The sequence below is a fragment of the Pedobacter sp. SYSU D00535 genome (genome assembly GCF_017355855.1).
Lineage (GTDB): Bacteria > Bacteroidota > Bacteroidia > Sphingobacteriales > Sphingobacteriaceae > Desertivirga.
In genome coordinates this window covers 172,519-187,827 of sequence record NZ_JAFEWD010000008.1, presented here as the reverse complement: position 1 = coordinate 187,827, position 15,309 = coordinate 172,519, and the positions used below count along the sequence as shown (strand labels likewise).

Genomic DNA, 15,309 nt, shown 5'->3' with positions numbered 1-15,309 from the left:
GATTAAAAGTTAGCACGAACATTTAAATTGAACGAACGGATGTTTGGATAACCGCCAAGGTCTACACCTGATAAAGCCGCCTGATTTCCATAGCTATTCACCTCTGGATCATAGCCGGTATATTTAGTGATCGTGAACAGGTTATTGGCCATCACCGAAATCTTCAATCCCTGCATACCTGCCAGTTTGGTCTTCACATTATATCCGATAGTCAGGTTTTTCAGGCGAACAAAAGAACCATCTTCGATATAGCGTCTGGAGAAGAAGGCTGTCTGTCTGGAGAAATCGCGAATAATCTTTGGCCCTGTGGCTTTTGAATTATCTGCTCCTTCCTGCCACGCACCCTCATACATCTCCTGAGTAATATTTTGAAAATTTCCAGGAAGCCCCATAAAACGGGTGTTCATATTGATGATATCGTTCCCAACTACGGCATTCACCAGGAAGCTGGCATCCCAGCTTCTATACCGGAAGTTATTGGAGAAACCTAGTGTATAGTCGGGATTTACGTTTCCAATAAAGGTCCGATCTTTCTCGGTGAGTGTAGTAGGATCGCCGTCCAGATCTTTGTATTTGATCTCACCGATCATCTTTTTTACCAGGGCATCGTTCAATCCGGCATTCCTCAAATCGTTCCTTACTTCCGCTTCATTGTCGTAGTAGCCGTCCTCAACATAGCCATAAAGAGCCCCTATCGGACGTCCGGGAATTTGAATGAAGGGAGCGTCGTTGGTGGAAATATTGGGAGCGAAGTTTCTTTCCGTGCTTCCGCCCAAACTTTCTATTCTATTTCTGTTGAAGGAAATATTGAAGTTAGAGCTCCAATCGAAATCTTTAGTTCTGAAAGGAACTGCATTTAGCGTAAACTCCAAGCCTCTGTTGGTGATATTTCCTGCGTTTATCAACTTAAAAGGAAAACCCGTTGAGGTAGGTACGGTAACCTGCTGGAGCAGATCTTTGGTATCCTTGTGGTAAGCGTCCACGGTAAGCGTAAGCTTGTTTTGAAATAGTCCCAGATCCAGACCGAGGTTAACCGCCTCCGTAGTCTCCCATTTCAAATCAGGATTTCCCGGACCGCTCCAATAATCCGGCCCGATACCCACCACCTGAGCACCACCCAGTACGTAAGGATAGTTGATGAGTTTATCCAGGGTACCATAAGGCGCAATACCCTGATTTCCGGTTTGCCCGTAACTGAAACGCAATTTCAAATCGGACAAGTAGGTACTTTTATCTTTCAGAAACGGTTCGTTAATCACTCTCCAGGCTATAGAGGCCGAAGGGAAATTGGCGTATTTATTATTCGCTCCAAACTTGCTTGAACCGTCCCGTCTGAAAGACGCCGTGAATAAGTATTTGTCTGCAAATGAATAGTTAATCCTTCCCAGAAACGACTGCAATTGCGATTTTGAACGTTGCATTTGAGGTGTAGCCTGGTTCTGCCCCAAGCTCAAATCTTCATTTCTTAAAAGCTCTGTCGGGAAATTCGAAGCCTGCTGATTTCTCCAGTAGGAGCTCGTCACCTCATAGGTTCCGACTACCACGGCATTAATGCTATGCTTCTCAATCTGCTGGTTGAAAGTTAGCATACTTTCGGAAGCGATGTTATTCCAGCTGTCTACTCCTTTCAAACCTGCTCCTCCCCTGTTGAATCCCTCAAATACCGTTTTAGGGTAGTATTGATCGCGGTTATTGGAAGCCAGGTTGGCGCCCAGATTCTGGCGAAACTTTAAATTTTTTGTAATGGTAGCTTCAATATAGTTGGCACTGAAAAGATTAAGGCTCGTTATTCTGTTTAATACATCATTAGAGTAAATAACCGGATTAGTGATAAAGAATGCCTGTCCTCCGGCAGAAGCGTCCGCAAAAGTCTGCACGCTGTCTATCGTGGATGGGAAAGTTAAAGCTGCCCGGATCACCCCTGCGTCGGCATTATCACTTCGCTGAACGTTCGTTTTAACACCGTTATTCACCGAGTTGGCAATCGAAGTGCTGGTTCCAATGGTGAATACTCTGCCAACGTTACGATTTAGGTTCAGGTTCAGACCGTACTTCTTGTAGTTGGAGTTGATGATCGTTCCTTCCTGATTCAGGTAGTTGAATGAAATACTATGGTTTCCTGCATCTGATCCTCCTGACACATTCATGGAGTAGTTTTGATACACACCATTTCGGAAAATGTCATCCTGCCAATTGGTAGTCTGACTTCCGTAATCATCCGGACCGTTTTTATAATACGGACCATTGGGGCCGGTAACCGTCATTCCCGGGTAGGGCAGCTGATCCTGCGTGTAATTCATGCCTGCATATTTGTTGGCGTTCAGGTGAGCCAGATTCTGGTAAAAGGCATAGTCGTACGGAGAAAGCATACTGTAACGCTTCGATACGCTGGACACCCCGGAAACCAGGTTGAACTCCAGCTTATCCTTGCCCGACTTACCTTTACGGGTAGTAATCAAAACTACCCCATTGGCTCCTCTTGATCCATAAATAGCAGTAGCCGAGGCATCCTTCAGCACATCAATGGATTCGATATCACTTGGATTTATGAAAGCCAGTGCGTTGATCGACTGCTTTTCTTCAGCTAACATGGAGGAGGGTGCAGCACTACTTGAATTATTGAACGGAATACCGTCAATTACATAAAGTGGCTCGGATGTTCCTTGAAAGGAGTTGGTACCGCGTACGCGAATGTTGATTCCCGCTCCTGGGGCACCCTCGCTTTGCGTAACGGTGACACCGGCCATCTTCCCTTGCATTGCCTGCAGGACATTGGTTGGAGCCTCGCGAATCAGATCTTCACGTGACACGCGTTGCACTGCTCCGGTGAGATCAGATTTCCGCTGTGTTCCGTAACCGACCACTACCACATCATTGAGGGCCGTAGCAGTAGTTCTTAAGCGTATGTTAATCGTTGCACTGTTTCCTATTGCAACTTCTTGCGCCTCCATCCCGATGAAGGTGAACACCAGGGTCGATGCTCCTTCCGGAACGTTAATGGTATACTGCCCCTCAATATTGGTAGTAGTGGCTGCCTTTGTTCCTTTTGCAACAACAGAGGCCCCGGGAAGAGCCTCCCCGTTTTCATCGGTAACCGTTCCCTTTATTATTCTCACACCTTGTGCGAAAGTCAGATGGCCCGTTCCCAGCAGGGAAAGTACCATTAGAACAATGGGTATTAGTTCTCTAAGCTTATTCCTTTTCATGTTCATCTTAGTTTTTTGGAGTGATAATTGGGTCAAAAAAGATTGTAGTGCTCACGCGTTAATTGCTTTAAATGGTTGATAATTCTGTTAGTTCGCAACTCCTAAAAAGCTGATTACAAAAGCTGGTTAGTTTCGGTATAAGGTTCGCCTTTTTTAGAGTTGTAATTGGTTTTCGAAAGTAAAACTATGCTACCTCCGAAATCGCATTGCTAAAAAAAAGGTGCCGAAATGTTAATAGCTGAAAATGGATTGAAAATCAACGATTTATACTAAAAACACTGGAACAAAGTCTGATCTGTCTACATCTCTTCCCCGGGGTTATGTGTTAAAAAATCATCATACTGATATTAGTCGGTAGTATCTAAAAGCTCTCTGTTCTCAACATACTTGGATGGAATAACTCCAAATTCCGCTTTGAACGATTTAACGAAGTTTTTAGAAGTTTTAAAACCTACTTTGTAGCAAATCTGCGAAATAGTAAAGTCGCCTCGCTCAAGAAGTTGAACGGCCCGGTTAAGACGGTATGATTTGATAAACTCTAAAGGAGTTTTACCAGTCAGATTTAGAATTCGTTTGTACAAGGTTACGCGGCTTACAAAAAGCAAGCTGCTTAACTCATCTACAGAGAAATTAGAATTAGACATGTTTTTCTCCAACTCCTTGATCACATCCTGCAAAAACTTTTCATCCGGTGACTCCACCTCTACATCCAAGGGCTTAATTTCCACCTGTTTCTGATACGTCTTTTTGAAAGATTCCTGTTGCCTGATCATATTCCGGATCTTCGTATGCAGGATTTCAAAGCTGAAGGGCTTGGTCATGTAATCGTTAGCGCCAGAGCCTAAACCCTTAATCTGTTGTTCCTCTCCTCCGGCAGCAGTCAGCAGAATAATGGGAATATGGAAAGTCCGACTGTCATTTTTAACCTTTTTACAGAATTCGATGCCGTCCATCTCCGGCATCGATATATCGCTAACAATAATATTAGGATGGTGGAACAGCGCTTTTTGCCAGCCATCCTTGCCATTACCTGCTTCTATGACATTGTATTCTTCTTTCAGGTTATCTTTCAGGTAAAACCTAAAATCAACATCGTCTTCGAGGATAAGGACAGTAAGTTTTTTGGCCGAGAGTGGCACATCAGCAGGTTGCAAAACCGCATCAGCTGTTTTCCCTTCAGTGATTATTTCTTCGATAAAATCGTCTGATGATTCTTCCACCGACAGCTCTTCTACCGGTAGAAACACCGTAAAGCAACTGCCGAAATTGAGTTCGCTTTCCAGCTGAATATCCCCGCCGTGCAGCTTTGCAAATTCCTTGGCAATGGATAATCCGATTCCGCTACCCTGGTTAATAATAGCATCGGGAACATCGCTCTGGAAGAAGCTATCAAAGATCTTTTCCTGTTTATCTGCGGCAATACCGATCCCCGTGTCCCGAACCTTTATTGTGACCTGGTCCCTGCCTGCGGTTAAATCCAGAGAAACATTTACCTTCCCATTCTCCAGGGTAAACTTGAACGCGTTGGAGATCAGATTAAAGAGAATACGTTCTACCTTGTCATGGTCAAACGCAGTGTAAACCTCCTCACTGGAGGAATTGAACGATAGCTGAATATTTTTCTGTTCAGCGATATCTTTGAACGATAGCGCTATCTCCTTCACAAACGACACGATGTTGTCAGTCCGCTTTTGAAGTTTCAACTCGTTAAGTTCCATCCGGCGAAAATCCAGAAGCTGGTTCACCAAACTCAGCAGTCGCCGAGCATTGCGCTGGATGACGAGCACCTGTTCCATCGCCTGACTATTTTCCAATTGTTTCAGCAGCTTGTCAATCGGGGCCAGGATCAGGGAAAGAGGTGTTCGGAACTCGTGACTGATATTCGTGAGGAATTTGATCTTTAAAGCATCCAGTTCTCTGAAGCGCATCGCTTCCATCCGCTCCTGCTCAATGACCCGCTGCACTTCCAGTTTTTCCTGCTCCAGTAAACGTTGCACCTCTTTTTTCTCCTGCTCGGCCGCAAACTGTCTTTTCAGCTTCTCGATCCCGCGCTGCCGCAGCAGATACAAGCCGCCGGCAATCATCAGGAGATAAATAAAATAAGCGAAGTTGGATTTATAGAAGGGAGGTAAAATACGGATATGAAGTTCTACCGGCTTCGCTGTCCAGCGTCCATCAGGATTAGAAGCTCTGACCTTAAACACATAGTCGCCGGCGTCAAGGTTGGTATATGTGGCCTTGCGCACGCTGTTATCGGCATTGATCCAGCCCTTATCAAAGCCTTCCATCATATACTGATGTTTCACCTTGTGTGGTTCGATATAGTTGAGGGAAGCAAATTCGATTGTAAAAACGTTTTGGTAACTCTTCAGGGTAACACTCTTTGTTTCGGTAATGGAGGTACTCAGCAAGACACTGCCGTCGATCCGCTCATCCACCTGTACCGGTCTATTGAATAATTGGAAACCGGTAATAAACAAGCGTGCGGGAGTGTTAAAGGTTTTCACTTTGGCGGGATCAAACAGATTGAAGCCGTCCGCCCCGCCAAAAGCCAGCTCCCCGCTTTTCAATTTCAAAGAGGCGTTCCTGTTGAACTCCTTTCCCTGCAAACCATCGCTCTCGTCAAAGTTTTTGCATTCTAATACTACTTCCGGTTCATACCTAACTGCCACTTTTGACAGGCCATTGGAGGTGCTCAACCAGAAATATCCTGCAGCGTCCATCTCCATCCCCTGGATATTGTTATCGGGCAATCCGTCCGCCGTGGTGAAATTTTTAAACTTCTGGCTACGGGGGTTATACAAGCTCAAACCTTCCCTGGTGCCGATCAGGATATTGCCTTTTTTATCTTCTACCAGGCAGTTCACAGTGTTGTTGATTAAGCCTTCAGGACTATCGGCGGTATTAATTATGGATTTGAAGCGGGTTGATTTATAAGGTAAGATAGCCAGGCCATAACCGGTGCCAAACCAAAGGTTCTTCTTTGAATCTTCGAGAATGCTGAATACGTAGTTCGATTTCAGATCCTTCGACTGAACTGTAAGACGCTTGAACTTATTGCTGCTTCGGTCAAAGAGGTTAATACCGCCTCCCATCGTTAGCACCCAGAAACGGTCAGAGGAATCTTCGTAAATAGCAGCTACCCGGTTATCACTAAGACTGGTCGGATCATTGGGAATATTCCTGTAGTGCGAAAATCTTTGTCCGTCAAAACAGTCCAAGCCTCCCGAGTAAGTTCCAACCCATAGCTTACCGCCCTTATCGACATACAGACTAACAATAGCATCATGCGATAAGCTGTTGGCGTTCCCCGGATCATGCCGGTAGGTTTTGAAAGTATTGCGTTGACGGTCAAAATAAGCGATGCCCTTGCCATTTGTTGCAATCCAGAGATTCCCCTTCTTATCCTCAGCGAGGTAGTTGACATCGTTATAAACGAGGCTATTGGAAGCCGAGGAAGGTTTTATAAGCGGGAATTTAACAATACCCGGGTGATAATAGCTGATTCCCCGTCTGTAGGTCCCAATCCAAACCGTTCCCAGGTTGTCATAGTAAATGGAAGAGAGGTTGTTCTGCCCGATTACATCCTTATCACTGTCCTCATTATTGGCGATATACTTCACCCTCGGACTAGCCTTATCAATAATATTTATTCCGCCATGATCCGTGGCAATCCAGATCTCATTGTTCTTAACCTGAACAATTCCGGAAATGATGTTTGAATTGAGCCTCCAGCCGACAGAATTTTTATTAATGTTCACCAGCTGACCTTTTACAGGGTCCACGTAGAACATCCCGCCAGAAACAAGCGTGTTGTATATCCACACCCAGCCCTGCTTATCCACGAAAAGGCGGTAAGTATCGTTTTCAGCGCCCATCACATTCGCTAGCCCCCGGATCCGTTTAACAACAGTTTTACTTACGGGCTCAATCTGCTCTAGTAAACCATCAGCGTGGATCACCCAAATCTCTCCATTGGGCCCTTCGGCCAAATCGATAATGGGGGAGGCGGCCAGGCTTTTACTGTTCTTAAGTTGGTGCTGAAAATAAGAGGATCTGTTAGATTTCGGGTTATAATGATAGAGTCCGGCATGTTCGGGGATAAACCAGAAAGATCCCTTCTTGTCTCGGAACACTTTTCGGACGGAATTCTCATTAATGTTCATTTGCCGGAGTTCGTCCCAAACCCTCCGATAAAACCGGTCCTTTTTAGGATCATAAACCTGCATGCCCGCCCGGCTTTGCACCCACAGTTTGTTGCCAGGTCCCTGCGTAATACTCACCACATCATTGTCGCCAATCGTGGAGGAATCATTCAGTTTATGCTGGTAAACCTTAAAAGCATAACCGTCAAAACGGGCTAACCCTGCCATCGTACCAAACCAAAGGAAGCCCTTATCGTCCTTGAAAACACAGTTAATCTGGTTGTGGGGCAGTCCGTCTTTCACCGTCAGATGGGAAAATTTGTAGTTCCCAACCTGAGCAGAAACTGCCTTAAAAACAATCAGCAGAATGAATACAAATACGCTCCTTAATTCCATACGTTCAGCCTTAGCCGATTTGGATAATTCGATGTTATACGCCTTTTAATTTTTACGGTTGCCAGCAAAAGCTCCTAATTACTTTATCATTGAAACTGAGCGCAAGGACAGACCGATCAACACAACTAAAAGATCGCTGATTTACAATTGGTTAAATGTTTATATCAGGTAGCAACACAACGTTTAAGGCCGACACAAAATACCTATTTTTCTTTTGGCAGGAAACAAAGGCCCCATTTATCTTCCGCACCAATTGCTAATTATCAGGGGCACTTATGTTAACCTTCCAACTCTGGCTAGTCCTTCTGATATAGTTTCAGGTGGGCAGCCTCTTTTTGAAACAACGTTTCAGGCGCCTGGTAGTAAGTCCTAAAGTCCGGAGCGGCTGGATGACCAATGTAAGGCACATAGTACTCCATCTCATTTTCCTTTGCTTTAAAACCGGCATTCCGCCAGAAAAGCACATAAGCCATTTGATGCTTTTTAAATACGGGATGCAGTGTTTTACTGAACCATCGGGTATCGGGAATCTGATTGTAGCCCAGCTCTCCTACCGCCGGAATCTTTTTACGCTCCTTTGCGACTTTTCCGAGAATCGAAAGATCATGATCGAGGCTTTTAGCAAAAGACTTACTTAGTTCGGGTTCTCCTCGCTGGTAAGCGTCGAAAGAGATCAAATCCACATATTCATCACCGGGATAACGCTCCAAAAAATTGTCTTTAGATTTCAGTCCGTTGCTGGTATTATACACCATAATCAGGTTATGCAGCTGTCTCTTATTGCGTAAATAGTCGACCGTAAAACGAAATAAAGCTTTGTACTCCTCTGCAGTATTTCCTTTTGTTCCCCACCAAAACCAGCCACCTGTTAACTCGTGAAAAGGACGGAACAAAACTGGTATCGGCTCTCCCTGATCTCCCTTCAAGCGGCCCAAAAAGTCGGCTACAGCGTCCAGTTGCTTCACAAAAACCGCATGTTTGGTTTGTCCCGGAAGAACGGCCGCCACCGATCCCGGAGCAGCATCCCAGGCTGATTTACCTGTAAGCGGATTGTCGCCATGCCAGCTAATTGTAATTACTCCTCCGCGCTCATAACCTTGTTTTATAAAGCTCCGCATCTCGTCAAAGGGTACGCTATCCAGATTCAGCGCCGCCGCGTTCTCTATCCCCCCGATTTCCCATCCGTATAAGCCCGGATAGTCATCGGTCACGTCTTTCACATCCGATCTACCGGGCTCATATTTCCACTTCACACCGTAGGCTAAAGCATCCTGATGGCCTACCAGATAAGCTTTACCGGATAACTTTGACAGTTTTGCATAAAGGTTTAAAGTCTCACTTGTAGCAAGTGGATCTGTAAGCGTCTGGGCAGAGGCAAAGAAAAAGCTTGCCATCAGGCATGATAATACCGCGCGTGCTAAATTCATAATTGGACGTATCTATACCACTATCTCGCTTCACCTAATACCGTTCGATGTTAATACGGGAAGCTGAGGTTCATTAGTTAATTCAATGGTGAAGGTAACTTGCACAGCGGAAAGAAATGTTCAATAATCAGGTCCGGAATGTTAAACAATTGGCTAAAACGCCATCAGAGCAGCTTAAAGCTGCTTTTTATAAATATCCTTCAGATCTTTCTCAAACAACGTATAGGGGTGGTTGTAAAACTTCTTGAAGTCAGCAGTACTGGGATGTCCCGGAAAGGGAGCATAGTAGTGGGTAGGACTTCTGGAATCGTTCCTCCAAACTAACACGTAGGCTATGCGACCGCGACTCTTTTTCATCACCTTCAACAACACGTCTGTCCACCAGGTGCTGTTTGGAATCGACTCTAATCCGGTTTCTGTAAAGGCCGCTAGTTTTTTGTTCCTCCGCGCAAGTTTCGATACAATCTTCAGCTTGGCAGCAGCAAGATCCAGCCGGTAGGCATCCCTGCCCATATCTCCATAATTATCTGTCCCGAGCATATCTACCCATTCGTTCCCCGGGTACCTTTCTAAATACTCCTGCTCGTTAGTAAACTTGCTGTCCGGAGAAAAGGCATAAATAAAGTTATGTACCTGCTGCTCATCCCTCAGGTAAGAGACTGTAAACTTCCAAAGCGACTTAAATTCTTCTGCTGTGCAATGCGCCTTGCCCCACCAAAACCAGTCGCCATCGAACTCATGAAAAGGCCTGAAAATAACCGGAACAAGCGTACCATCGGAAGCCCGCAGCGTCTTTGCCCAGTCGGCGATACCCTTTAAAATTTGTTTATACTTCTGATGTTCCTTTCCACCTGGAATAAGGTACTTCACAGCTGGCACTGAAACTGAATCCTTCCAGTAAAAACCGCCCCCGGACAAAGGGTTCGAAAAATGCCAGGCGATGGTGGTAACCCCGCCACGGTGGTAAGTGTCCACTATGTTCTTCCGAAGTTTATCCTCATTGGAACGGATCACCTGCTCTGGCAATCCGCTTAGTCCGGAAATATCAACACCAATTACTGCCGGGTGCGAGCCTACGACAGACTTAACATCTGACCGATCCCAATCGCCCATCCAGCCGTGCCCATATTCGGTAGCATGTTGATGACCGAACAAGGTGTGCTTTTTGGATAAATGGTACAGATTGCTGAATAATGCCTTTGTCTCCGGCGTAGCATTGCCATCAATTAACCCTGCTGACTGCGCCTTTACTTGCGCAATGACTAGCATTGCTGTAAAAAGTAGAAAATAAAACTTCCTCATCCCCTCCGGTACCTTTTAAGTATGTGTATTTATTGGTATGTTCAAAATTTCTAAGGACGCTTCAACGAAGGCATTTCATCCAATGTAATAACATAATCGCTTGCCATCATCTTCTTCCATAAATCTAAACTATTGTGCTCGTATTTTCCGTCTACCTTTCGCGTGAATTCACCATACCAGGGCATAAACCACGACCAGGCAGCTCCATCCTTTACCAGGTTGTCCACGTCGGGCATCGACCCACATTCACTCAGTGTCACCATTTTTTTAGAAGAATAAAGGGTATGCATTGCGTTGAATTGAGCCAACTGCGAAGAATGGTCCCCTTGCTTATAATTGTCTCTTCCTACAATGTCCACGTATTCATCACCGGGATACCATGCGTTATCATTTGGCTCGTGCGTCCATACCCAAATCAGGTTCCTCAATCCATGATGATTCACCATACGATCGTACATCAACTGATATAGCTTCTTGCAAGGTTGCGCTCCTTTGGCTCCCCACCAGAACCAGCCCCCTGCTGCCTCATGAAGTGGCCGCCAAATAACTGGCACCTGCTGTTCCTGAAGCTTTTTCAACAGACCTGACACAGCATCTATATCCCTGATCATTGCTTTATACTCGTCTGAATCCGGATTGTTTATCCTGGAAACGTCAAAGCTGGTTCCTGCAGTGTAGAAATTTTCTGTAAGATTAGAAGGGTCTCTCCAATGCCAGGTGATGGCGGGAATTCCCTTTTTCTCCCAATAAATTTTTGCATCCTTTATTGGCCGCTCATTATCGTACCAGGTATATCCCTGGTAGCAATGCATAAAATCGAGCCCGATAATAGCCGGTTCTTTTCCTGTATTCGCTTTAAGCCAATTGGTTTCGTCAAAGCTATCCAGCGTCATTACTCCTGAAACTATTTTTTTTCCGTAGTTCTGCAGCAAGAACTGGTAAAGGGCATTCGCTTCGTAGATGGAATTCTGAGTGACCAATGCCTTATTTAAAATTGAAAATTTATTAGTTGGCGCTGGCGGCGGCATTGTTCCGGCCAACTTCGTATCGCCTTTTTCCCCCTTCCGGCAGAAAACGAGACTGAAAGTCACGGTAGCAAAAAGCAGCAATATTCTGAATTTAATTTTAGTCATACCATCCGTCGCTTTATGGTTCGTCGAGGTTCACACTTGTTCAGCTTATCGGTAATGCAAAAGGTCGCCTCCGGTTAGCGATACAAAATTGCTCCTGCTTGCAGAAGTATTTGGTTAGAAATGGGGCTTCAAATGTTAAATTAGAACGAACATGGCGATTTGCTTTAGAAAACTACGCTATGCTCTTCGATTCCTAACTTAATAAAACCCGGGTAGCCTTCAACTCTCGCTCCAGATTGATGCAGCCCCAAGGATCGTTGCTTTCTCACCGAGATAAGTCCGAAGAATCGGAATAGAAATACCGGCTGCATGCACTTTGGTGATAACTTTGTCGAAGAACAGCTTGTTAGAAGCCTGCATGTGACCACCTACAATAATTGCCTCCGGCCTTTCATCAAGGCTCACCTGGATTAAAAACTCTGCCAGATTGTGCCCGAAGAGATCAAATACTTCCTCGAGAACTGCCGGACGATCGTGCATCTTCATTTCAAGAATAGTGCGTGCCGGGATACCTGTTCGCTCATAAAACTGCCGCGTAAGCCAGGCGACTGACAAAAGATCTTCTGCAGTCCCCGATTTAAAGGGAGTCCTGAAGTAGTTAGCATCCCGAACCTTATTGAACTCATAAATCGCCGAGCCTAGTCCTGCCCCTAATGTGATTCCAATTGATTTAGAGTAAGATCGGACAGCGCCGCCAAACACTTCTCCCCGAAGGAAGCACACAGAATCGTTCACCAAGCGAACAGAGGATTTCGGAATATTCAAGGCAGAGGATATTTCCTGCTTCAAATCGACGTCGTGCAAACTACCGAAACGGGCTAAATCATTCCCCTGAAAAACACCTGATTCGTAGTCACAAGGGCCAAGAATACCGAGACCTACTACCAGTTCCTGTGGATCAGGAACGTTGTCAAATACTTCTTTTAACGTTTTTGTTAGAGTTTCCAACAACTCCGGCTTCGTGCCTCTGGGATTTATCTTTTCCCGTCGTACAGTGGACTGTACTATTTCCCTTGCCTCGAGGTTTACATAGCCTGAAGACAAGAACGAGTCTTCTAGAATAGCTCCAATAACTGCTTTCATCATAATTATTTCCCTTTCCTAACATTATTCAATCTTACTTTTATCGCTAAACGGCGGGTCCTTTAAACAAGAGGAAACTCTTGCTATTATCCTTTAGCCCGGGGCTGCCTCTTAATCAACTACTTTATAAAATTTAAATCCAAATAGGAATATCACGGTATAGCAGATAATAGGTAAGTAGAAAGCCTCTGCTATGTTGAACATGTCGGCGGCCTTACCCATTAGCAGGGGGAATAGCGCGCCTCCCACCACACCCATCGAAATGAAAGAAGAAGCCTGCTGAGTTTGATTTCCCAGGTTTTTAATACCCAGACTGTAGATGGTAGGAAACATGATACTGATAAAGAAATTGGTAGCGAGCAAAGCGGCAAAAGAAATCCAGCCGGCCCCTTGTGCTACGAGCATGCACATGAGAATATTTGCAAAAGCAAAGGCAGCCAACAAGGTGTAAGGCTTTGTATAGCGCATTAAGAAAGTTCCCACAAACCTGCCACCCAGCATCAGGCTCATAAAGATGATCATATAGCTTCCTGCCGTGTCTTCCGGAAAGCCCATTTCTTCATGTCCATAGTTGATAAAGAACGCCCAGATTCCACCCTGAGCCGCTACATTAAAAAACTGCGCCGCAATTGCCCATCTAAAATGCCGATGCTGAAAAAGCCTCTTCTGGGTATAGTTTGCGAAGCTGTGTCCACCTTGCTCCTGCTCTGGAAGCTGAACATAATTGCCAAGTGGAGGAACTTTAACAAAAGAAAAACCTATGGCGATTAACGCAATAGTTCCACCAATTGCCATATAAAGACTTTTTACAGAGCCTAAATCGGTACTACCGCTGGTATTGTGTCGTAGCAGGAAATAGGTTCCAATGGCCGGCCCTATAATAGTACCTAACGCATTGAATGCTTGGGCAAAATTGACGCGCTGGTCACTCGTCCGCTGGTCTCCCAGCGAGGCCATGAAGGGATGAGCTACCGTCTCCAGAGTAGACAGTCCACAGCCCAAAATGAACAGAGCCACCCCAAAGAAAGAAAATGAGGCTGCATTAGCAGCTGGAACAAAAAGGAAAGCTCCAAGTGCAAATAGTGATAGTCCCAATATTACCCCATTCTTATAGCCGTAACGCTTCATAAACAGGCCAGCCGGTATTCCCATAACGAAATAGGCACCAAAGATTGCGAACTGTACAAAGGCCGACTGCGCCTTGGACAGACTTAGCGTGTGTTGAAAATGTCGATTAAGGATATCGCCCATGGTGATGGCTATCCCCCAGAACATGAACAGTGAGGTTACGAAGATCAGGGTGGTCAGATATTTTTTATCAGTAAAAGCAGGCTTTGACTGAAGGATAAGCTCTTTTTCCGGAGCTGCCTCGACTGTATTCATCATGGTTTAATAGTTTAGAAATTGGTTATAGATTTTATTGGCTATTGAAATCGCATTCCCCTCCGTGAGAAACCTGAGCAATTTCTTGCGCTACCAGGTCCATCGACTCCGCTTCCACTGTATCTTTAATTGATTAGTTGTGCACACTTGTTCTCTTCCGGTGCCGCTGCCCGCGACTCATCCTCCAGGCTCGCAGTGTAAAACTACGTCCTGGCCCGCACCGTATTCTTCAAAAAACAGGTAGCTAATGTTAATTTGGGGGCTAAAATTTTAAAGGCGAGTGATTTTCAAGATATGGTTTAACTTTCAAAAAAAGACAATATCAGGTTTGAGAGTAAATCGAAAAGATGACAAAACGAAAGGGCATGAAAAACTAAAAGCTTTTCCCTGTTAAGGCTTAAGCATTCCCATTGGATCTGGATACTTGAAGGTGTAATTGAGCGTCTTCCTGATCTTCTCCGAGTTCACGATCTTAAACCGGACTTCGCCAAACTGAGCAAACTCAGGTGGTTCTAACCCAATCTGCAGGGCGGCCTGCCGGTAGTAATCCTTGCGTAGCGGATGTTTTTCGGCACAGGCATTAAATATTCCACCCGCAACTTGCTGTTTTATTAGTTGATGAATGATGCCGATACAATCGTCCTGATGGATGAGGTTTACAGGTGCATCTCCGTTTGGAACATCTTTCTTAGCCGCCAGGAAGCGGCCCGGCTGCCGGTCGTGCCCCACCAGCCCCCCAAACCGAAGGATGGTCGTTTGCAAGCCCGCCTCGTCCATGAGTAGCTGCTCCACCATCCGCAGGGCTTTCCCGCTTCCCTTCTCCGGCTCGAGATCTTCGTACTCAAACACTTCACGGTTCACATCCGGATATACCGAGCTTGAGCTGACGAAAAGAACCTTTTTGATTCCGTGTTTCCTGATTTCTTCAAGCAAAGCCGTCATTTGAGCGGAATGGTATTCTTCGATATCCGGACGTCTTTTAGGGGGAAAGTTCACGATCAGGAGGTCGCATTGAAAAAAACTATCTGTGTTCTCGCCCTCCAGTTCCGGGGAAAGCATTAGCCGAAAAGGTTGAATTCCTGCTTCCTGCAAAAGTCCGAATTTCTCGAAACTGGTTACCGAGCCTTTAAGCTCGTATCCCTGCCGTTTGAGAAAGCGCCCCAGCGGAAGGCCTAACCAACCGGCGCCAAGTATACTGATCACATCCATCGGGCTAAAAGTACTAAGTTCAACG

8 protein-coding genes are annotated in these 15,309 nt (G+C 45.4%); all 8 read right to left on the bottom strand.

Going from position 1 to position 15,309, the window contains the following annotated elements; translation table 11 throughout:
* Window positions 1–2 precede the first annotated feature (2 nt).
* The gene (locus J4N23_RS16145) at window positions 3–3,206 is read right to left on the bottom strand and encodes a TonB-dependent receptor (RefSeq protein ID WP_207428759.1); all 3,204 of its coding nucleotides are present in this window, start codon (window positions 3,204–3,206) and stop codon (window positions 3–5) included.
* A gap of 347 nt (window positions 3,207–3,553) precedes the next feature.
* Complete coding sequence (locus J4N23_RS16140; RefSeq protein WP_207428757.1) at window positions 3,554–7,747, bottom strand: hybrid sensor histidine kinase/response regulator transcription factor; 4,194 nt, start codon at window positions 7,745–7,747, stop codon at window positions 3,554–3,556.
* Between the two features lie 296 nt (window positions 7,748–8,043).
* Window positions 8,044–9,174, bottom strand: a complete 1,131-nt coding sequence (locus J4N23_RS16135) for a glycoside hydrolase family 26 protein (RefSeq protein WP_207428755.1) — start codon at window positions 9,172–9,174, stop codon at window positions 8,044–8,046.
* Window positions 9,175–9,348: 174 nt separating this feature from the next.
* Window positions 9,349–10,476, bottom strand: coding sequence for a glycoside hydrolase family 26 protein (locus J4N23_RS16130; RefSeq protein ID WP_207428753.1), 1,128 nt, complete (start codon window positions 10,474–10,476; stop codon window positions 9,349–9,351).
* Window positions 10,477–10,526: 50 nt separating this feature from the next.
* A complete protein-coding gene (locus J4N23_RS16125) occupies window positions 10,527–11,609 on the bottom strand; it encodes a glycosyl hydrolase (RefSeq protein WP_207428751.1) in 1,083 nt (360 codons plus the stop codon).
* 219 nt (window positions 11,610–11,828) lie between these two features.
* Window positions 11,829–12,695: an ROK family protein gene (locus J4N23_RS16120; RefSeq protein ID WP_207428750.1), complete on the bottom strand. Its 867-nt coding sequence runs from the start codon at window positions 12,693–12,695 to the stop codon at window positions 11,829–11,831.
* Window positions 12,696–12,803: 108 nt separating this feature from the next.
* Window positions 12,804–14,078 carry an L-fucose:H+ symporter permease gene (gene fucP, locus J4N23_RS16115; RefSeq protein ID WP_242689262.1) on the bottom strand — a complete coding sequence of 425 codons (1,275 nt, stop codon included), beginning with the start codon at window positions 14,076–14,078 and terminating at the stop codon, window positions 12,804–12,806.
* Window positions 14,079–14,465: 387 nt separating this feature from the next.
* The gene (locus J4N23_RS16110; RefSeq protein WP_207428749.1) at window positions 14,466–15,284 is read right to left on the bottom strand and encodes an SDR family oxidoreductase; all 819 of its coding nucleotides are present in this window, start codon (window positions 15,282–15,284) and stop codon (window positions 14,466–14,468) included.
* Window positions 15,285–15,309 lie beyond the last annotated feature (25 nt).